Here is a 20106-nt window from a genome sequence, read left to right as displayed (position 1 = left end):
GCCATGCAGACAGGCGAAAATGTCTGCATGACAGCAGGTTTTCCCCAACTCTTGATGCGCGTGGCGCTGGTGCTGGCGCTGGTTGGCCTGGCGCCGGCGGTCGTGGCCTCGCCCACGGCCGCTGTCAGCGCGCAGCAGCGTTCGGCGTCGGCCCCGTCGCATGGGCGCATCTGCCTAGTGCTGTCGGGCGGCGGCGCCCGGGGCTTTGCACACATCGGCGCGCTCGAGGCCCTGCAGCAGCTGCATGTGCCGATCGACTGCATCGCCGGTACCAGCATGGGCGCGATCATCGGCGGGCTGTATGCCGAGGGCGTGTCGATCGCAGTGCTGCGCAACCAGGTTTCCGGTATGGACTGGGCTGGTGTGCTGTCCAGTCGGCCGGCACGCGAGGAGCTGAATTTCCGCCGCAAGCAGGCCGACGAACAAATGCCCGGCGGTGTGGAGTTCGGTCTGAGCGACCGCGGCCAAGTGCAGTTTCCGAATGCTGCAGTCAACACCACCCAGCTCGAGCAGGTGCTGACCAACCTCACCCTGCCGGCGATCGGGGTGCACGACTTTGACGCGCTGCCCATCCCGTTTCGTGCCGTGGCGACCAACATGGTCACCGGGCAGAAGGTGATCCTGCAGCGCGGGGCGCTCGCCAGTGCGCTGCGCGCCAGCATGTCGGTGCCGGGGGTGTTTCCGCCCACCGAGGTCGACGGCGCGCTGCTCGGCGACGGTGGGCTGGTGGACAACCTGCCGGTGGACGTGGCGCGCGACATGGGGGCGCAGCATGTGGTGGCGATCAATATCGGCACGCCGCTGCTGCCGCGCACGGCGTTGGACAACATCGTCGGGCTGACCTCGCAGATGATCAACATCCTGATTGAGCAGAACATCCGCGCACAGATCGCCACCCTCAAGCCCGGCGACGTGCTGATTTCGCCCGATCTGGGCGCGATTTCCTCGGTCGATTTCGCCGCCGGCAACCGTGCCATCCAGATCGGCTATGACGCGGTGATGGCTGCGCGTGCGCAGCTCGCACCGCTGGCCTTGCCCCTGGCGCAATACGCCCGGTGGCGCGACGCCTTCGCCCGCAAGGCGCAGGCGCTGGTGGCGCAAACCCGCTTCAACGCCCCGCTGGCCGGGGTCGAGGTGCGCGGGCTGGCTCCCGGAATCGACCGCACCTTGCAGGCGCAGCTGCAGCAAAAAGCTGGCGAGCCGCTCGATTTCGGCGCGGTGCGCCGCGATGTCGACCGCCTGTTCGGCCTGGGCGACTTCTCCCGCGTCGACTACCGTCTGATCGACACCCCGCCGGGGCAGGTGCTGGAATACCGCCTGCAGGAGAAACCCTGGGGGCCGAACTATCTGCGCTTCGGTCTGGGCCTCTATACCGATCTGCGCAACCAGTCACGTTTCTCGCTGCAACTGGCGCAGCGCAGGCCGTGGCTGAACGGTCTGGGCGGCGAGTGGCGCAACGACCTGCAGATCGGCTGGCGCAACCGCTGGTTTTCCGAGCTGTACCAGCCACTCGATGCGCGCGACCGGGCGTTCGCCTCGCCGTATCTCGATCTCGATGCCCGCCCGGTCGATGTGTACCGCGGCGACAACCCCATCGTGCGCTACCGCCTCAACACCAGCCGTGTCGGTCTGGATCTTGGCGCGCCGATCACCGGCTACGGCGAGGTGCGCCTGGGCGTGAGCCGCGCCAACATCTCGGCGGACTATCTGCTCGGTCAGACCGGCCTGGTCGACGGCCAGACTCTGCGCGAGGGCGGCGTGCGGGCGCTGGCGTTGTTCGACCGCCTCGATCATGCCTACTTTCCCACCAGCGGCTGGCGCGCCCGGCTGGAGGTGTTTGCCGCGCGAACCAGCCTGGGCAGCGACAGCAACTACGACCGGCTCGACCTATCCGGCCAGGCCGATTTCACTGTCGGACGCCACACCGTGGAACTGGCCGCCCGCGCCGCGAGTTTCCGCGACCGCCAAGGTCTGGGGCTGGATTACTTTTCCCTCGGCGGGTTCGATGCGCTCAGCGGCTACCGCGAAGGCCAGCTGATCGGCAACTATCTGGTGTACGGCCGACTGGGCTACCGCTATGCACTGACCACGCCGGGGCTGTTCGGCGGCGCCAGCTACCTGGGGCTGGTGGTTGAGCGTGGCAATACCTGGACGCAGCGCAGCAGGGTCAGCCTGGGCGACCTGCGCGACAGCGCCGGCGTCTATCTGGGCACCGACACCCCGCTGGGGCCGGTGTATTTCGGTGTGGCCAAGGCACCAGGGCAGAAGGTCAATGTGTATCTGACCCTGGGGCGGCCTTGACCGCATCCGCCGCCTGCTGCGGCGCGCCCGGCACCCGATGTTCGGCCAGCCAGCTCTCGATCAGCTGCGACGCCGCCTCGATGCCCTGCAGCCGGGTCGCGGAAAACAGCTGCAGCGAGATCGGCGCGGTCATCCCGACCGCTTGCGCATGCTGAGCCAGGCGATCACGCGCGGCCTGTGCCGCCCGCTGTCCCTCCTGCCGGTTGAGCTTGTCGGCCTTGGTCAGCAACACATGCAGCGGCACGCTGGCCGGCGCCATGAAATCGAGCAGAGACAGGTCGATGTCGGTCAGCCCCAGGCGCGCGTCGGCCAGCAGGATCAGCCCCACCAGGGGGGCACGCCCGGCCAGGTACTGCGCAAGAAAAAGCTGCCAGCGCCTTTTGTCGGTCTTGCCCACCGCAGCGTAGCCATAACCCGGCAGATCGACCAGCAGCCCGCTGGGCCTATCCTTCGGTCCGACCGCAAAAAAATTGATGTGCTGCGTGCGCCCCGGAGTCTTGGACGCGAAGGCAAGCTGGCGCTGCTGGCACAGGGTGTTGATCGCGGTGGACTTTCCCGCGTTCGAGCGCCCGACAAAGGCGATTTCCGGCAGGTCGGTGCGCGGCAGATTGTCCGTCGATGAACTGGTGACCATGAACCGTGCGCTGTGCAGCAGCGGGCTGAACCGCACTGGAGCCGCTGACCTGCTGGAATTCCCTATATTCGCCATGACTTATGTATCGGTAGGATGCGCCATCTCGTGCAAACAAGCGGACGGGGTGCGCGGGCTGACCGCGCTGCCGTCCGCACCCACGCCGTGCGCGGCACCGCATTGTCGCTGTTTGTCGCGCACGGCGAACTACTGATGGATCGCCGTTCATGCCTACCACGTCGGTTGCCGCGCGCCTTGCCGTGAATCTTGCTGCCTCGCTGCTTTTGCTGCCCGGAGCCTGCTGGGCTGCTGGCGTCCCGCCACCTGCGGCCTCCAGTGTGATGGAATCCTCCTTTCCCGTCCCCACCACTGCGCAGTTGCAGGCCGGCGCCAAGGTGGCACAAACCTGTGCGGCCTGCCACGGCATCGACGGCAACGCCACATCGACCGAGTTTCCCAAGCTGGCCGGCCAACATGCCGACTACCTGATCAAGCAACTGCACGACTACCGCATTGCCAAGGGCGCCAAGCAACCGGCGCGGATCAGCGCCATCATGAACGGCATCGCCGCCATGTTGAGCGATGAGCAGATCCGCGATGTCGCGCTCTATTACAGCCACCAGACCTTCAAGCCCGGGGTGACCCTGGCCGACAAGAAAACGCTCAAGCTCGGCGCCTCGATCTGGATGGCGGGGATTCCCGACCGGGCCGTGCCGGCCTGCGCGGCGTGCCACGGGCCGGGCGGTCAGGGCATGCCATCGCGCTACCCGCGTATCGGTGGGCAGTGGCAGGGCTATCTGCAAACCCAGTTGCAGATGTTCCGCAGCGACAGTCGCAGCAACAGCCCGGAAATGCACGACATCGCCTCGCGCATGACCGACCGGCAGATCGCCGCAGTCGCGGATTACGCCGCCGGTCTGCGTGTGTCGAACACGACACCGCGCTGACGCGCGCTGCATTGCCGCCCGATACGTGTCGTTACCGGAACTTTCCAGCGTGGCGCAGGCTCTGTCTCCCAGCGGCTTCGGTGTCTCGGCTGGTCGGCCCGGCCAGATCACCCGCCTGGGTGCCCGTCGGCGCGGCGAAATGCATCGCCAGGCGGGCTGTGGGAAGTCAAAATTGAGGTTTTTCTCTTTTGTTATATTGGCCTGTCAATTGGGTTGCGGGGTTTGAGTCCGTTGCAGGCGGCTTTGCTGCTGGGTGTTGCGGCGCGCCGCAAGCCTGTTTGAGCGTGCATTGCGGCAGCCCTTGGCGGCGCTCGACGCTTCCGACCTCGGTAATCCATATCCATCCCTCGACCTGCGGCATCGCCAGCGCGCAGCCCTGAAAACCGCTGCGCTTTTTTCGCCCCGTCGCTCCTCTTTATGTCCGCCACACCGTCTCCCGTTCCCAACACGACCCTGAGCACCTCCGGCTGGGAACTGCAACATGGGTCGCGTGCCTGGCGCGCCTTCATCGAGTTGCTGTCGTCGATGCGCTTTGCCATCGCGCTGCTGGTCGTCGTGGCGGTGGCCAGCATCATCGGCACCGTGCTCACGCAGGGCCAGCCCTACAACAACTATATCGACCAGTTCGGGCCGTTCTGGGCCGAGGTGTTCCGCAAGTTCGAGCTCTACAACGTTTACTCCTCCTGGTGGTTCCTGCTGATCCTGACCTTTCTGGTCGTGTCCACCAGTCTTTGCCTGATCCGCAATACGCCCAAGATCATCACCGATCTGAAAACCTACAAGGAAGGCGTGCGCGAGCAGAGCCTGCGCCACTTCCACGAGCGCGGCGAGGCCGCCTTCCCGGAAGACCGCGCCACCATCGTCGCGCATCTCACCCAGGTGCTGCGCAACCACGGCTACAAGTTCAAGCTACAGCAGCGGCCAGTAGCGCAGCAGGGCGGGCCGGCGTCGACCATGATCGCCGCCAAGACCGGCGGGCTCAACCGCGTGGGCTATGTGTTGGCGCACGCGGCCTTCGTGCTGATTTGCGTAGGCGCGCTGTTCGACGGCGACATGATGATCAAGGCACAGATGTGGATGTTCGGCAAGGAGCCGCTCAAGAGCAATATGCTCATTTCGCAGGTGCCCGAGGTCAACAGGCTGTCTGTGCACAACCCCACCTACCGCGGCAACCTGCAGATTCCGGATGGCGGCGAATCCAATATGGCTGTGCTCACCATGGGCGATGGTGTGCTGTTGCAACCGCTGCCGTTCAACATCCACTTAAAAAAATTCAACATCGATTTCTATTCCACTGGCATGCCGCGGCTGTATTCCAGCGACGTGGTGATTACCGACCCGAGGACTGGCAAGAGTTTCCCGGCGAAGATCGAGGTCAACCATCCGCTGACCTATGATGGCGTCACCATCTTCCAGTCGGGTTTTGCCGACGGTGGCTCGCAGCTGTTCCTCAAGGCCTGGCCGATGCACGGGCCGAGCGACAAGAGCTTCGACCTGACCGGCACCGTGGGGGGCGACAGCCAGCTGAGCAACGGTGCGCAGAGCCTGCAGATCGAGTTCCGCGAGCTGCGCGTGTTCAATGTGCAGGACATGAGCCCGGCGCAGACCACCGGCGTGAAGCCCAAGGAAAAATCGTTCATGGCTGGGTTCGATCAGCACCTGGGCGCGCCGGTGGCGGCGCCAGGAGAGCGCCACCTGCAGAACATCGGCCCGGCAGTGGTGTACAAGATCCGCGACGCCTCGGGTCAGGCGCACGAGTTTTTCAACTACATGCTGCCGGTCGAACTCGACGGCCAAAAGGTATTTCTCGCCGGTGAGCGCGGTTCGCTCGATGCCGGCTACAAATACATGCGCATTCCGGCAGACGGCAACGACTCGATCGATGGCTGGATGCATCTGCGTGCCGCGCTGTTCAATCCCAAGGACCGTGAACAGGCCGCCGTGCAGTATGTCGCCACCGCACTGCCACCCAATGCCTCTGTCGAGCTGAAAAACCAGCTTCAGGTCACCGCCCGGCGCACCCTCGACATCTTTGCCGGAGACATCCCGACCGATCCCAAGACTGGCAAACCCGTGGTCCCGGCGCCGGGCGGCCTGCCCGCGCTGGCACAGTATCTCGAAGCTGCCGTGCCGCCGGACAAGCAGCAGCAGGCTTCGGATGTGTTCGTGCGCATTCTCAACGGCACGCTGTGGCAGCTGTGGCAGATCAGCCGGGAAGCCAACGGCCAGAAGCCTGTGGCGCAAGATGCGGCGCATGAAAAGTTTTTCGACTCGGCCGTGCTCGCGCTGTCCGACAGCTTTTTCTACCCCGCTCCCCTCTACCTGCAGCTGACCAATTACAAACAGGTGCAGGCCAGCATCTTCCAGGTGGCCCGTGCCCCCGGCAAGATCGTGGTCTATACCGGGGCGGTCTTGCTGATTCTGGGTGTGTTTGCCATGCTCTACATCCGCGAGCGTCGGGTCTGGTTCTTGGTGAAAGACCGGGACGGCGGCGGCAGCGAAATCCTCATGGCCATGAGCACCAATCGCCGCACCGTGGAATACCGGAAAGAATTTGAAACACTGCGCGCAGCCAGTCTGGGCGTAGCATCGACCGACCCGACTCAGCCGAAAGAGCCGGACACTGCCTCGACCTGAACAGGGACCCGCCATGGAACTAGCCAGCAAATCCCATAGCCTGCCGCTGAACTCCAAGAGTTCGGAACCTTCGCGCCAGAATGGCATTGGCGCTTACCTGCGCCGACGTTCGGCTTACGACTGGATTTTCCTGCTGCTCATCGCCGCAGGCGACGCGGTCGTGCTCAGTCAGTACGGCCAGAACATGAGCTATTACGTCAAGCTCATTTTCCTCGGCGCGACCACTACCCTGCTGTTCCTGGGCTGGGGCTGGACTGCGATCAAGAATCTGTCTCTGGTCGTGGCCGGGCTTTCGCTGCTGGGCATCTGGCTGTACCAGGGGCCCAACGGACATGCGGTTCTGGCGCGCAGCGAGCAGGTCTTCTTCCTCAAATATTTTCTCGCCAGCCAGTCGGCCATTTTGTGGATGGCCTTCCTGCTGTTTCTGAGCACTGCGGCCTACTGGTTCGGCATGTTCACCGGCCCCGCGCAGAACACAGCCGGCGCCGCCGCCCTGGCCTCGGCGGGCCCGATGGCCGGCGGTGGTGACGGTGTGGTGCGCGATGCCAAGGGTTGGCAGTCCAACTTTGCCCAGTATTTCGGCTCGCGCCTGGCTTGGGTGGGTGTGACTATGGCGCTGGTCGGCACCATGATGCGTTGGTACGAGAGCTACCAGATCGGGCCGGACATCGGTCATATTCCGCTGTCCAATCTGTACGAAGTGTTCGTGCTGTTTTCCTGGCTGACCACTATTCTCTACCTCTACTTCGAGCAGAAGTACAAGACCCGCAGCATGGGCGCGTTTGCGATGCTGGTGGTCAGCGCGGCCGTGGGCTTCCTGCTGTGGTACAGCATGGTGCAGAACGCCTACGAAATCCAACCGCTGGTGCCGGCACTGCAGAGCTGGTGGATGAAGCTGCACGTCCCGGCCAACTTCATCGGCTACGGCACTTTTGCCATTGCTGCGATGGTCGGCTTTGCCTATCTGATCAAGACCCACGCGACCGAGACCTCGTGGTGGAAACTCACCCCGCTGTGGATCATCGGCTTTGTCATGTTCTTCGAGCCGCTGGTGTTCCGTCAGGGGGGTATTTCAGAATACTGGGGCGTATTCGCCGGCATTTCGGCGCTGATCGTCGCCGGCATTCTCTACGGCCGTCAGCGCATCGCTGCACATCTGCCGTCGCTTGAGGTGATGGATGATGTGATGTACAAATCCATTGCCATTGGCTTTACCTTCTTCACCATCGCCACCATCTTGGGCGCGCTGTGGGCGGCCGAGGCCTGGGGCGGCTATTGGAGCTGGGACCCGAAGGAAACCTGGGCGCTGATCGTCTGGCTGAACTACGCCGCCTGGCTGCACATGCGCCTCATCAAAGGCCTGCGTGGACAGGTCGCCGCGTGGTGGGCGCTGACCGGGCTGCTGGTGACGACCTTCGCCTTCCTCGGGGTGAACATGTTTCTCTCCGGCCTGCATTCCTACGGCAAGCTCTGAGCAGCGACTGCGTCGGAAAGGCCCTTCGGGGCCTTTTTTCATCTGCGCAATCCCCTGCACCGAGACGGGGTTGCGCCGGTGCCGTATGGTGAGGAGGGCTTCACCAGTAACGCCGCCGCGGAATAAAACTGCTGACGTTCCGTCTATCAGTGAAGGCCGCAGATTCGTTGAAAGGCCCGCAATGACTCCTGCCGCGACAGAGGGCAGTCAGCAGGGGGCATGAGGTCCACCCCGGTGCCTTCGGCGAAAGCGGAGCCGAGCGGTGAAACGGTGCGCCGCATGGTCAGGTGAAGGCCGCCCATTGACGCAGGAGAACAGCGATGAGTCGTCGTCAGCAGCAGGGATTCGAACACCCCACCCCCTCGGACATCACGCCCAAGGCGGTCTACAGGGACCGCCGGCATTTCCTGGCGGCAGCGGGCATTGGCGCGGCAGCCGGGGTAGCTGCGCTCACCGCGCGTCATGCTGAGGCTGTGCCGCAGACCGGCGGCACCCCCGCGCCGGGCAAGCTGGCAGCGCTGCCGGCACGAAAGAACGCTGCGCTGTCGACCACACAGGCCCCCACGCCGTACAAGGACATCGTCACCTACAACAACTTCTACGAATTCGGCACCAGCAAAAGCGATCCATCGCAACATGCCGGCAGCCTGAAAACCCGGCCGTGGGCCGTGGTGGTCGAAGGCGAGGTGCACAAGCCGCGCACCTTCGGCATCGACGATCTGCTCAAGCTCGCGCCGATGGAGGAGCGCATCTATCGCCATCGCTGCGTCGAAGGCTGGGCCATGGTGGTGCCTTGGCTGGGGTATTCGCTGTCGCATCTGCTCAAGGCGGTCGAACCGACAGGCAATGCCAAATACGTGGAATACATCACCCTGCTCGATCCGGCGGAAATGCCTGGGCAGAACGACCCCATTCTGCAGTGGCCCTACCTCGAGGGTCTGCGCATGGACGAGGCTATGCACCCGCTGACCCTGCTTACCTTCGGGCTGTACGGCGAGGTATTGCCCAATCAGGACGGCGCGCCGGTGCGCATGGTGATTCCGTGGAAATACGGCTTCAAGGGTGGCAAATCCATCGTGCGGATCCGGCTGGTGGAGAAACAGCCCATCACCTCGTGGATGCGCGCCGTGCCGCAGTGGTATGGCTTCTATTCCAATGTCAACCCGGATGTCAGTCCGCAGAACTGGAGCCAGGCCAACGAACGCCTGATCGGGCAGGGTGGCGCGTTCGGCGGGCTGTTCGCGCCGCGGGTTCCGACGCAACTGTTCAACGGCTATGGCGCCCAGGTCGCCCATCTGTACCAGGGCATGGATCTGCGCAAGTTTTTCTGATCGCGATGCACTCGCCTGTGCTGCCGGTGGTGCGTCGCGTGCTACGCCTGCGCGCGGCCAAGCCGCTCGTTTTCGCGCTCTGTCTGTTGCCGTTTTCCACGCTGTTCTGGCGCGGCTGGACCAACGATCTGGGCCCCAACCCCGAGCAGACTGTGATCTGGACCACGGGATTGTGGGCGCTACGCCTGCTGCTGCTGACCCTGGCCATCACCCCGCTGCGCAAGCTCACCGGCTGGGCGGAACTGGCGCGTTTTCGGCGCATGCTCGGGCTGTTTGTGTTTTTCTATGCCGTGCTGCACTTCACCGCTTGGCTTGGGCTGGTCAACGGGTTGCGCATGGACATGGCGCTGCGCGACATCGCCAAGCATCCCTTCGTGCTCGCAGGCATGACCGCGCTGGTGCTGATGACGCCGCTGGCGCTGACCTCGACCAACGGCATGATTCGGCTGCTTGGAGCCAAGCGCTGGCAGCGCTTGCACCGTCTGGTGTATGCCGTGGGCGCCGTGGCGGTGTTCCATTTCTGGTGGGGCAAGCTGGCGAAGAACAACACCGCCAGCCCCACGGTCTATGCCCTCGTCCTCATGGTGCTGCTCGGGTTGCGCGGATGGTGGGCCTGGCGTGCAGTGCAGGTGCGGTGGGCGCAGGCACGCGCCAGTGGTCAGAAGTTGTGAATCGTTCTGCTGCGCGGCCCGCTGGCCGCAAAGCGTGGTGCTCGGCCGATCTGGTTGATCTGTCTCGACCCTGCGCGCTGTGCGCAGGGGCCGTTCGCGACGAAATCTTCACAACTGCTCAGGGCAACAGCCGCTCGCTGGCGTAGAGCTGCTCCGCGGTTTCGCGCGGGCGGATCAGGTGCATGTCGGTGCCGTCGATCAACACTTCGGCCGGACGGCCTCGGCTGTTGTAGTTGGATGCCATGGCCATGCCATACGCCCCGCTGGACAGCACTGCGAGCAGGTCGCCTTCCTCCAGCACAAGCGCACGGTCGCGTGCCAGCCAGTCGGCGGATTCGCAGACCGGACCAACGATGTCATAACGCAGCGCCTGACCGGTGCGCTCCTGCGCGGCGATGACCATCTGTTCGGCCTGGTATAGCGCGGGGCGGATCAGATCGTTCATGCCGGCATCGACCACGGCAAAGTGTTTTGCCGGCGTGGATTTCAGATAGAGCGTGCGCGTGAGCAACACCCCGGCATTGCCGACGATCGAGCGGCCAGGCTCGACCATCACGGCGCGATGCGCGAAGCCGCGCGTCGCGATGCGGGCCAGCAGCGGCGCTAGCCATTGTTGTGGGGACGGGGGCGATTCGTCGGTGTAGCAGATACCCAGCCCGCCGCCGAGGTCGATGTGTTCGATGCGCGCACCCTTGTGCTCCATCGCCTCGACCAGATCGAGCACCTTGTCCAGTGCATCCAGATACGGCTCGACCGTGGTGATCTGCGATCCGATATGGCAGGCAATTCCCACCAGCTGCACATGCGGCAGCAGCGCGGTCTGTACCGCCAGTGCAACCGCCTGTTCCTGCGCAATGCCGAACTTGTTGGTCTTCAGCCCGGTGGAGATGTAGGGGTGGGTGCCGGCGTCCACATCCGGATTGACCCGCAGCGCCACCCGCGCCACCTTGCCAGCCTGCCGGGCCACGCGGTCGAGCAGGGTGAGTTCGTTGGGCGATTCGATGTTGAAGCATTCCACGCCCATGTCGAGCGCCAGCTGCATTTCTGCGGCAGTCTTGCCCACACCGGAAAACACCACCTTGCCGGCATGCCCGCCGGCTGCCAGCACGCGCTGCAACTCACCGCCGGAGACGATGTCAAAGCCCCAGCCCAGGCGGGAGAGCAACTGCAGCACCGCCAGGCTGGAATTGGCCTTGACTGCATAGCGCAGCGCCACCTGCGCAGACCCTTGCGCGGCGGCGTCCATGTAGCACCGCGCGGCTTGCTCGATTGCCGCGCGCGAGTAGACATAGGTGGGTGTGCCGAAGGTCTCGGCAATGCGGGCGGCGCTGACCTGCTCGATGTGCAGGCAGCGGTCGACGTACGCAATCTGGGGATGGCCGGGCAAGGTGGGCAGGCTCAAGGTTTTCATCAGTCAGGGGAGTGACGGCGCACGACTCAGGAACGGGCCGACGATGCTGGCGGCGCCGGCAGGTAAAGCGGCCCGGTTTGGCCGCATCCACCCAGCAAAACAAGCACGACCATTGCGGCGATCAGACGCGCGAGGGCAGACAATGGCAGGGGTCGATTAAGCTGTGTGTCCATCCAATTCGAGTGTATCAGCCCGCCTGCGTCCATCCATGCAACACACCCTCGACGACACCCGTTATCTGCAGCTTGCCGAACAGGCCATGGCAGCGATCGAAGCCGCGGCCGATGCCGCCGACATCGACTCCAAGCGTGAAGGCTCCGTGCTGCGGCTGGAGCTCGACAGCGGCGATCAGGTCATCATCAACCTGCAGCAACCCATGCACCAAATCTGGCTGGCCTCGCGCGCCGGTGCCCATCACTATGTGTGGAACGGCAGCCACTGGGGCGACACCCGCACCGGCGAAACGCTGGGCGCGGCACTGCAGCGGGTGATGCGCACTCTGGATGCTCCGGCGCTGCATCTGCCCAACCTGCCCTAGCGACGCGGCCCTGCGCCCGTTTCCGGTCCCGACGACTTGCAGACGCCTTGCCGCAGACAGGCGGGTGCATCAATGGCGTTAACAAGCCCTAACAGGCCGTTGAAAAACTACTGCGGTGGGCCATCTGCGGCGTTGCGCGGTGCTCGCTCCCTCGCCTATCTAATTTGATATGTCTCGGTCGCTGCGCGCCGTGCGCCTTGCATCTGGCCATCCTCGCGACGTTTTTCAACGGCCTGCTAATTCTTGTCGCGGAACAGGTCGAGGATGGAATTGCGCTCCTGCGGCGTGACCTCGGGCGGTGGAAGCGGGTCGCTCAAGCCCAGGCTACGCACGCCCGAGCCGTCGGCAAAGTTGCTGTAGACCGGCTCGCCGTTCTCGATCACGATGCCCTCGGGCTGCGCATAGCTCGCGACAGGCACGCCCTGCAGCGCGGTCTGCATATAGCGAATCCAGATCGGCAGGGCGAGCGCACCGCCGGTTTCCTTGTTGCCGAGTTTTTTCGGTGTGTCGTAGCCGACCCAGGCCACGCCGACCAGACTGGGCTGGAAGCCGCAGAACCAGGCATCGAGAAAATCGTTGGTCGTGCCGGTCTTACCGTACAGATCGGGTCGCTTGAGTGTGGCCTGCGCCCGCGCTGCGGTGCCCGAGCGGGTGACCTCCTGCAGCAGGCTGTCCATCACATAGGCGTTGCGCGGCGAGATCACGCGCAGCGCCTCGTCCCCTGCGTGCTGCGGCTTGTCCTGAAACAGCACTTGCCCTTGCGCATCGGTGATCTTGCTCACGAGGTAGGGCCTGAGCAGATAGCCGCCGTTTGCAAACACGCTGTAGGCGCGAGCCATCTGCAAGGGGGTCACCGTTCCCGCGCCCAGCGCCAGGGTGAGGTAAGGAGGCTGGCGGCTGGCGTCAAAGCCGAATCGCGTGCTCCAGGTCTGTGCGAACTTCGGGCCGATGTAGTCGAGCACGCGGATCGCGACCATGTTCTTCGATTGCGCCACGGCACGACGCAAAGTGATCGGGCCGTCGTACTTGCCGTCGTAGTTTTTTGGCTCCCACGACTGGCCGCCAGTCTGCGCGGCGGAGAAGAACAGCGGTGCATCGTTGACCACGGTCAGTGGGGTGATGCCTTTTTCCAGCGCGGCCGAGTAGATGAAGGGCTTGAAACTCGACCCCGGCTGCCGCCAGGCCTGTGTGGCGTGGTTGAACTTGTTACGGGCGAAATCCATGCCGCCGACCATCGCGACGATCGCGCCGTTGGCCGGATTCATCGACACGAAGGCCGACTGCACCTGCGGCAGCTGCGTGATGACCCATGCATCCTTGCCCTCCGAGGCCAGCCACACCACAGCGCCGGCGCGCAGCTTGACATTGGGCTGCGCCTTATCGCCCAACCCGAGCGCACGCACCTGGCGCAGCCCGGCACCCGACACGGCGATCGCCTGCCCGGCGCCGGTCATCACCTTGACCAGCGCCGGGGTGGCGCTAAGCACGACGGCGCATTGCATGCCGTCGGCCGGCGCGCGGTCGGCGCAGGCCTGCTCGACCGCGTCGGGGATGGCATTGACCTGAGAGGGCAGGTCGATGAAGGCGTCCGGCCCGCGGTAGGGCTGCCGTAGCTCATAAGCCAGCACGCCGGCCTGCACCGCTTGCCATGCGGCGAACTGGTCCCGCGCGCGGATGGTGGTGTAAACATTCAGCCCACGGGAGTACGCCGATTCCTGAAAACGCTCGAACACCATCTGCCGCACGGTCTCGGTGACATAGCCCGCGTGGATGTCCTGGTCGGACTGCCCGGTGCGCAGCGCCAGGGGTTCGTCGCGCGCCTGCTGCGCCTGCGTCGCGGTGATCCAACCGAGCTGCTGCATTCGCCCCAGCACATGCAACTGCCGCTGACGTGCGCGTTGTGGGTTGCTGATCGGGTTGTACGCGGAGGGCGCCTTGGGCAGACCAGCCAGCATGGCCATCTGCGCCAGCGAAAGACGGTCGAGCGGCTTGCCGAAATACGCCTGTGCCGCAGCGCCAAAGCCGTAGGCCTTGCGCCCGAGATAGATCTGATTCATGTAGAGCTCAAGGATCTGGTCCTTGCTCATCTGCTGCTCGATTTTCAGCGCCAGCAGCACCTCGAACAGCTTGCGGGTAAAGGTCTTTTCGCGCGACAGATAGAAGTTGCGTGCCACCTGCATGGTGATGGTCGAGGCCCCCTGGCTGCGCGAGCGCTCCAGATTGGCCAACAGCGCGCGGGCAACACCTGGCCAGTCGATGCCGCCGTGCTGGTAGAAGCGGTCGTCCTCGGTGGCCAGCACCGCCTTTTTCAGCAGATCGGGCATCTGTCCGATCGGCACGAACACCCGGCGCTCCTCGCCGAATTCGCCCAGCAGCTGGCCCTCGGTCGAGTAGATGCGCAGCGGGATCTGCGGCTGGTAGTTCTGCAACTCGGCCAGACTGGGCAGCCGTGGCCAGCTGAACACCAGCACCAGGGCGACGGTGAGCACGCCGGCCAGAGTCAAACCGGCCGCGGCGACCGCCAGACCGATGAGGGCACGTGCCCACCAGGGCGACGGCGCGGGGTTCTGCGCGGCAGAGGCAGGGGAGGCAGGAGGGGGCGTCATGAAGTCAGATCGACGGAGCGAGCCCGCCGTAGTTCCGGCTCCAGGGCATCGGGAGGGTAGGGCATGAGGAAATTTTGTTGCAAATTATAAAAATTCGCGGGTCTGTGCCATCAGATTTCACGGCGCACCGGGTCTGGCAGGTCGTGGGAATTTTGCAACGCTTTTGTTGCAGGCCGGGGTTTACGCATTATTGAATCAAGGACTTGTTGCTAGGATTGAAGAAACAATATGCACTCGCGGCACCAACGACCCGCGGCGCGAACGGGGGCAGTACACAGTTCGATGCGCCAACGCGCCGTCCTCGGGTTGTGCGCACACGGTGGTCAATCCAATCGGGGGGTCTTCAGTGGCCACATTAGGCAGTCTGTTTCGCAAGCGCTTTGCGCCGATGATCGGGCTGGACATCAGTAGTTCCAGCGTCAAACTCGTCGAACTCGACATGGACCAGCGCGGCCAGTACACCCTGCTGCGCGCGGCCATGGAGCCGCTCGAAAAAGGCGCGGTGGTCGATGGCAACATCGAAAAGCTCGACGACGTGGTCGAAGCCGTGCGCAAAGTGGTGCGCAAGAGCGGCACCAAGGCCAAGCAGGTGGCCATGGCGTTGCCGTCGTCGGCGGTGATCACCAAGAAGATCGTGCTGCCGGGTGAACTGCGCGAGGAGGAGGTCGAGGTCCAGGTCGAGAGCGAGGCCAACCAGTACATCCCCTTTGCCATCGACGAGGTGGCGCTCGATTTTTGCGTGCTCGGGCCCAGCGCCACGTCGCCCGGCGATCAGGAAGTGCTGATCGCCGCGTCACGCCGGGAAAAGGTCGATGACCGTCGCGGCGTGGCCGAGGCTGCGGGCCTCAAACCCGTTGTGATGGACATCGAAGCGTTCGCGTCGCGGCTGGCCGCGCAGCGGCTGATCGAGCGCCTGCCCCGCGGCGGGCTGGATCTGTTGGTGGCCCTGTTCGAGGTGGGCGCCACCACCACCAGCCTGCAGATTTTGCGCAACGGCGATACCTTGTACGACCGCGATCAGGCCTTCGGCGGGGCGCAGCTCACGCAGATGATCGCCCGCACCTACGGCTTTTCGCTCGAGGAGGCCGAAACCAAGAAGCGCGCTGCCGACCTGCCAGATGACTATCCCACCCAGGTGCTTGCGCCGTACATGGACAGCCTCACCCAGGAAATCACGCGGGCGCTGCAGTTCTTCTACCGTGCCACACCATTCGGCCGGGTCGACTACATCCTGCTGGCCGGCGGCTCGTCGGCCCTGCCGGGGCTGGCCGAGAAGATCACGGCAACCGCCTCGGTCGCCTGCATGGTCATCAACCCCTTCGAAGGCATGGCGGTTGCCGAAACCGTGCGCGAGAAAAAGCTGCGTAGCCAGGCACCATCCTATCTGACCAGCTGTGGCCTGGCGATGCGGCGTTTCATGCAATGAGACGGGGGCTGGAGCAGTCATGAACATCGTCTTGATCAACCTCCTCCCGCACCGCGAGGCTGCGCGAAAGAAACGGCGCGAGGCGTTCTACGCCGGCGTGTTCGCCTCCATTCTGGCGGGTGGCCTAGTGCTGACGCTGGGGTATACCGTGCTCAGTGAAATGATCACCCAGCAGCAAAGCCGCAACGATTTCCTCAAAGCCGAGAACGCCAAACTCGACCGCCAGATCAAGGACATCGCCTCGCTCAAGTCCGAGATCGAAGCGCTGCGTGCACGGCAGGACGCGGTGCAGAGCCTGCAGGCCGACCGCAATCTGCCGGTGCACCTGTTCGACGACCTCACGCGTGATACCCCGGCCGGCGTGCAGCTGACGCAAATCCGTCAGGAAGGCGACTCGGTGCTGATCCAGGGCGTGGCGCTCAGCCAGGAGCGGGTGGCCGACTTTCTGCGCAACCTCAGTCGCCCGGACGGCTGGCTGGAAAAGCCTGAGCTGATCGAGATCCGCTCGCAGATTGCTCCTGCGAGCGCGGGCAATACGGCGCGCGTGGTGGCGCAGTTCCAGTTGCGCGCCACGCTCAAGCGACCCTCCCCGGCGGGGGCGGCGTCTGGTGCGGCCGCGGCGGCGCCCTCGAAGTCGTGAGGCAGGCGATGGCAACGTCTCCTTTTTCCAAAATCGATCTGGGCGGCATGTTCGAAGACATCGCGGCGCAGTTTCGTGGTCTCAACCCCAATGATCCCGGCACCTGGCCGAAGTGGCCGCGCTACTCCGTGTTCGCCGCCGCGTTCGTGCTCACCCTGGGTCTGGGCTGGTACGTCTGGTTGTCGGGCACGCGCGACCAACTCACTTCGGCGCAGCAGGAGGAGGTCACGCTGCGCGAGCAATACCGCACCAAACTCGAGCAGGCGGTCAGTCTCGATCTGCTCAAGGCGCAGAAGGCGCAGGTGCAGCAGTATGTGGTGCTGCTGGAAAAGCAACTGCCGAGTAAGGCCGAAATGGATGCGCTGCTGTCGGACATCAACCAGGCCGGCATCGGTCGTGGGTTGCAGTTCGAGCTATTCAAGCCGGGGCAGGTGGATGTCAAGCCCTACTATGCCGAGCTGCCGATTGCGATCAAGCTGCAGGGCAGCTACACCGATCTGGCCGGGTTCGTCACCGACATCGCCAAGCTCTCGCGCATCGTCACCCTCAACAACATCAGCCTGACGGCCAATCCCGCCAAGTCCAGCGCACCGATGGTGATGGAAGCCACCGCCAAGACCTTCCGTTACCTGGATGCGGATGAAATCGCCGCGCAGGCGCAGGCCGCCAAGAAAACGGGAGGCAAGAAATGAGCGCGCTGCATGTCGTCCCGCGCCTGCGGCTGCTCGGCACTGCGGCTGTGGCCGCGCTGCTGCTGGCGGCCTGTGGCCAGCAGCATGAGGACCTGCGTGCCTGGATGGCGCAGCAACGTGCCAGCATGCATCCGCACATCAAGCCCATCGAGCCGCCCAAGCCCTTCATTCCTGCTGCCTACGATCCGGGGGCGGGCACCGATCCTTTCTCCCCGGCCAAGCTCGAAGTGGGCGCCAGGCAGGAAGCTCAGCAGCTCAATCCGTTGTTGCAGGCCGAACTGGCCCGGCCCAAGCAGCCGCTCGAGGCCTATTCGCTCGACCAGATCCAGATGGTCGGCAGTGTCAAGATCAAAGGCCAGCAATACGCCCTGCTCAAGGCGGGCAATCTGCTGTACCGCGCCCATGTGGGTGAATACGCCGGACAGCACTTTGGCAAGATCATCAAAATCACTGATCACGAAGTCGAGTTGAGGGAACTGGTGCAGGATGCCACCGGAGACTGGGTCGAACGCCCGGCAACCCTTCAATTGCAGGAGAGCACACAATGAATACGCCAATCAAGCGGCATCTGGGGGCAGCACTTTTGGTGGTGGCGGCCGTGTTGGGTATCGGCGTGGCACCGGCGCGGGCGGCTGGCAACGCGATTCAGAACGTCAGCGCCAGTCGCCAGGGTAGCGAAACCATCGTGCAGATCGATCTCGCCCAGCCTCTGGCTGCTGCGCCCAATGGCTTTGTGATCGACCAGCCGGCGCGCATCGTGCTCGACTTTCCCGGGGTTGCATCGGCACTCGATCGCCAGACCGTCAACTTCGAGCAGGGCAATCTGCGGTCGGCCAACGTGGTACAGGCCCAGGGGCGCACGCGAGTGGTGCTCAATCTGCGCCAGTCGGCTACCTACAAGACCCAGATCGACGGCAACCGCCTGCTCGTGCTGCTGAACACGCCGCATGAGTCGACCATCTCCAGCTCGGTGGCCACCGGCGCACCGCAGGCGAAGACCGTGCATTTCGCCGATAACCTCAACACCCAGCAGCTGGCGTTGCGGGCGATCAACTTCAAGCGCGGCGCCGACGGCGCCGGGCGGGTCATCGTCAATCTTCCCAACAACCAGGTCGGGGTCGACATCCACCAGCAAGGCCAGAACATCGTGGTCGATTTCCTCAAGACCTCTCTGCCTCCTGACCTGCGTCGCCGCCTGGACGTGACCGATTTCGCCACACCGGTCACCTCGATCACCACCTTCCAGATGGGCGACAACGTGCGCATGGTCATTCAGCCCAACGGCGACTATGAACAAAGCGCATATCAGGCCGACGACCAGTTCGTGCTCGAACTGCGCCGGGTCCAGCCCAATCCCAACGCCCTGGTGCAGGGTAATGGCCCCGGTTTTCATGGCGAGAAGCTCTCGCTCAACTTCCAGAACATCGACGTGCGCTCGCTGCTGCAGGTGTTTGCCGACTTCACCCACCTCAACGTGGTGGTTAGCGACTCGGTCAACGGCAACCTCACCCTGCGCCTGAAAGACGTGCCCTGGGACCAGGCGCTGCAGGTCATCCTGCGCGCCAAGGGCCTGGGCGAGCGCAAGGAGGGCAATGTGCTGTGGATCGCCCCGCGCGATGAAATCCTGGCGCGCGAGAAGGCCGATCTCGAAGCCAAAAAATCGATCAGCGAGCTCGAACCGCTCAGGTCGGAAACCTTCCAGCTCAACTATGTCAAAGCGGCCACCGTGGTGTCGATGCTCACCGGTGCTGCGGGCGGGGTGCAACCTGGTGCCACCAACACGCCAGCGCCCGTCTTGCTGCCCGGCTTGACCGCCAGCACCGCACCCACCTCGCGCATCCTCTCGCCCCGCGGCACTGTGCTGGCCGACCCGCGCACCAACCAAATTTTCGTCACCGACATTCCGTCCAAGCTGGAAGAGGTCGCCAAGCTGATCGCCAAGATCGACAAGCCCGTGCGTCAGGTCATGATCGAAGCGCGCATTGTGGAAGCCAGCGATCAGTTCGGGCGGAGTCTGGGGGTGAAGCTGGGTTTCCTGGACGCTCGTGGATTGCAGGGCGGTGTGCCGGGCTTTGGTACTGGGAATAACCGTTTGGCAGTCACCGGCAATTATCTAGGTGTCGGAGCACAAACAAACCAACCGGGTTCCTCCGGGGCAACACTGGCGGATTCGCAGTTTGTCAATCTCCCCGCCTTCGGTTTGCCCGGCAGTTTGCTGGCTGGTGCTGTCCCGAGTTCCTTGGGTATCAGTTTGTTCAACGCTGCGGCCAACCGCTTCATCAACCTCGAACTCTCCGCAATGGAAGCAGACGGCAAGGGTAAGATCATTTCTTCGCCCCGCGTGATCACCGCAGACCTGAGCAAGGCCACGATCGAGCAAGGTACGGAAATTCCTTATCAACAGGCGACCTCCAGCGGCGCCACTGCGGTGACTTTCAAGAAGGCAGTTCTGAGCTTGGATGTCACCCCGCAAATCACGCCCGATGGAAATGTGATCATGAATGTGGAAATTCACAAGGACAGCCCGGGCGCATCAACCGCAGGTGTGCCATCCATTAATACCAATACTGTGACAACGCAGGTGCAAGTGGAGAATGGCGGTACCGTGGTTCTAGGTGGCATTTACACCTCGCAAGAACAGAATCAAACGGATAAAGTACCGCTTTTGGGAGATATTCCGGTGCTTGGTAATCTATTCAAGAACAACAGCAAGATGTATAACAAAAATGAGTTGTTGGTCTTTTTGACGCCGAAAATCGTTACTAACGCAGATCTATCGAATTAAGTGAGGCGTGAGCTGA

The 20106-nt window shown here is 63.8% G+C and carries 16 protein-coding genes; 12 read left to right on the top strand and 4 right to left on the bottom strand.

Annotated features, from left to right (window positions below; translation table 11 throughout):
- Window positions 1–3: 3 nt before the first annotated feature.
- Window positions 4–2301 (top strand): patatin-like phospholipase family protein, encoded by a 2298-nt coding sequence (locus tag ACZ47F_RS01545; protein WP_464925558.1) that lies wholly within the window; start codon window positions 4–6, stop codon window positions 2299–2301.
- Here the strand turns inward: ACZ47F_RS01545 and yihA are convergent.
- Window positions 2270–2935, bottom strand: a complete 666-nt coding sequence (gene yihA, locus ACZ47F_RS01540; protein WP_464925557.1) for a ribosome biogenesis GTP-binding protein YihA/YsxC — start codon at window positions 2933–2935, stop codon at window positions 2270–2272. The genes ACZ47F_RS01545 and yihA overlap by 32 nt on opposite strands.
- A gap of 224 nt (window positions 2936–3159) precedes the next feature.
- On the opposite strand from yihA, the gene ACZ47F_RS01535 reads away from it, so the two are divergent.
- The 5 genes from ACZ47F_RS01535 (at window position 3160) to ACZ47F_RS01515 (ending at window position 9992) form a co-directional block, all read left to right on the top strand.
- Window positions 3160–3879, top strand: a complete 720-nt coding sequence (locus ACZ47F_RS01535) for a c-type cytochrome (protein ID WP_464925556.1) — start codon at window positions 3160–3162, stop codon at window positions 3877–3879.
- A 417-nt stretch (window positions 3880–4296) separates the two neighbouring features.
- Complete coding sequence (locus tag ACZ47F_RS01530) at window positions 4297–6516, top strand: cytochrome c biogenesis protein ResB (protein ID WP_464925555.1); 2220 nt, start codon at window positions 4297–4299, stop codon at window positions 6514–6516.
- A gap of 13 nt (window positions 6517–6529) precedes the next feature.
- On the top strand, window positions 6530–7990 hold the full coding sequence (ccsB, locus tag ACZ47F_RS01525) for a c-type cytochrome biogenesis protein CcsB (RefSeq protein ID WP_464925554.1): 1461 nt from the start codon (window positions 6530–6532) through the stop codon (window positions 7988–7990).
- A gap of 320 nt (window positions 7991–8310) precedes the next feature.
- Window positions 8311–9321 (top strand): protein-methionine-sulfoxide reductase catalytic subunit MsrP, encoded by a 1011-nt coding sequence (msrP, locus tag ACZ47F_RS01520; RefSeq protein WP_464925553.1) that lies wholly within the window; start codon window positions 8311–8313, stop codon window positions 9319–9321.
- 5 nt (window positions 9322–9326) lie between these two features.
- Window positions 9327–9992, top strand: a complete 666-nt coding sequence (locus ACZ47F_RS01515) for a protein-methionine-sulfoxide reductase heme-binding subunit MsrQ (RefSeq protein ID WP_464925552.1) — start codon at window positions 9327–9329, stop codon at window positions 9990–9992.
- A 118-nt stretch (window positions 9993–10110) separates the two neighbouring features.
- Here ACZ47F_RS01515 and lysA read toward each other — a convergent pair whose 3' ends face one another.
- Together lysA and lptM are read right to left on the bottom strand one after the other, a co-directional pair.
- Window positions 10111–11403, bottom strand: a complete 1293-nt coding sequence (lysA, locus tag ACZ47F_RS01510; protein ID WP_464925551.1) for a diaminopimelate decarboxylase — start codon at window positions 11401–11403, stop codon at window positions 10111–10113.
- A 26-nt stretch (window positions 11404–11429) separates the two neighbouring features.
- Window positions 11430–11516, bottom strand: a complete 87-nt coding sequence (gene lptM, locus ACZ47F_RS01505; protein ID WP_464926553.1) for an LPS translocon maturation chaperone LptM — start codon at window positions 11514–11516, stop codon at window positions 11430–11432.
- Window positions 11517–11611: 95 nt separating this feature from the next.
- Between lptM and cyaY the strand changes: the two genes are divergently transcribed.
- Window positions 11612–11941 carry an iron donor protein CyaY gene (gene cyaY / locus ACZ47F_RS01500; protein ID WP_464925550.1) on the top strand — a complete coding sequence of 110 codons (330 nt, stop codon included), beginning with the start codon at window positions 11612–11614 and terminating at the stop codon, window positions 11939–11941.
- 236 nt (window positions 11942–12177) lie between these two features.
- Here cyaY and ACZ47F_RS01495 read toward each other — a convergent pair whose 3' ends face one another.
- A complete protein-coding gene (locus tag ACZ47F_RS01495; RefSeq protein ID WP_464925549.1) occupies window positions 12178–14547 on the bottom strand; it encodes a penicillin-binding protein 1A in 2370 nt (789 codons plus the stop codon).
- A 346-nt stretch (window positions 14548–14893) separates the two neighbouring features.
- Here ACZ47F_RS01495 and ACZ47F_RS01490 point away from each other — a divergent pair, with 346 nt between their 5' ends.
- From ACZ47F_RS01490 to pilQ, 5 genes are read left to right on the top strand one after another with little or no spacing between them, the layout of a single operon-like run.
- Window positions 14894–15973, top strand: a complete 1080-nt coding sequence (locus tag ACZ47F_RS01490; protein WP_464925548.1) for a pilus assembly protein PilM — start codon at window positions 14894–14896, stop codon at window positions 15971–15973.
- Window positions 15974–15992: 19 nt separating this feature from the next.
- Complete coding sequence (locus ACZ47F_RS01485; protein WP_464925547.1) at window positions 15993–16613, top strand: PilN domain-containing protein; 621 nt, start codon at window positions 15993–15995, stop codon at window positions 16611–16613.
- Window positions 16614–16621: 8 nt separating this feature from the next.
- Window positions 16622–17305 carry a type IV pilus inner membrane component PilO gene (locus ACZ47F_RS01480; RefSeq protein ID WP_464925546.1) on the top strand — a complete coding sequence of 228 codons (684 nt, stop codon included), beginning with the start codon at window positions 16622–16624 and terminating at the stop codon, window positions 17303–17305.
- Window positions 17302–17853: a pilus assembly protein PilP gene (locus ACZ47F_RS01475; RefSeq protein ID WP_464925545.1), complete on the top strand. Its 552-nt coding sequence runs from the start codon at window positions 17302–17304 to the stop codon at window positions 17851–17853. Before ACZ47F_RS01480 ends, ACZ47F_RS01475 begins: the two co-directional genes overlap by 4 nt.
- Window positions 17850–20090 carry a type IV pilus secretin PilQ gene (pilQ, locus tag ACZ47F_RS01470; RefSeq protein WP_464925544.1) on the top strand — a complete coding sequence of 747 codons (2241 nt, stop codon included), beginning with the start codon at window positions 17850–17852 and terminating at the stop codon, window positions 20088–20090. Before ACZ47F_RS01475 ends, pilQ begins: the two co-directional genes overlap by 4 nt.
- Window positions 20091–20106: the final 16 nt, after the last annotated feature.

The organism is Thiomonas islandica (assembly GCF_055383445.1).
The sequence above is the reverse complement of the archived record's forward strand: the minus strand, read 5'-3'. Positions and strand labels throughout refer to the sequence as shown.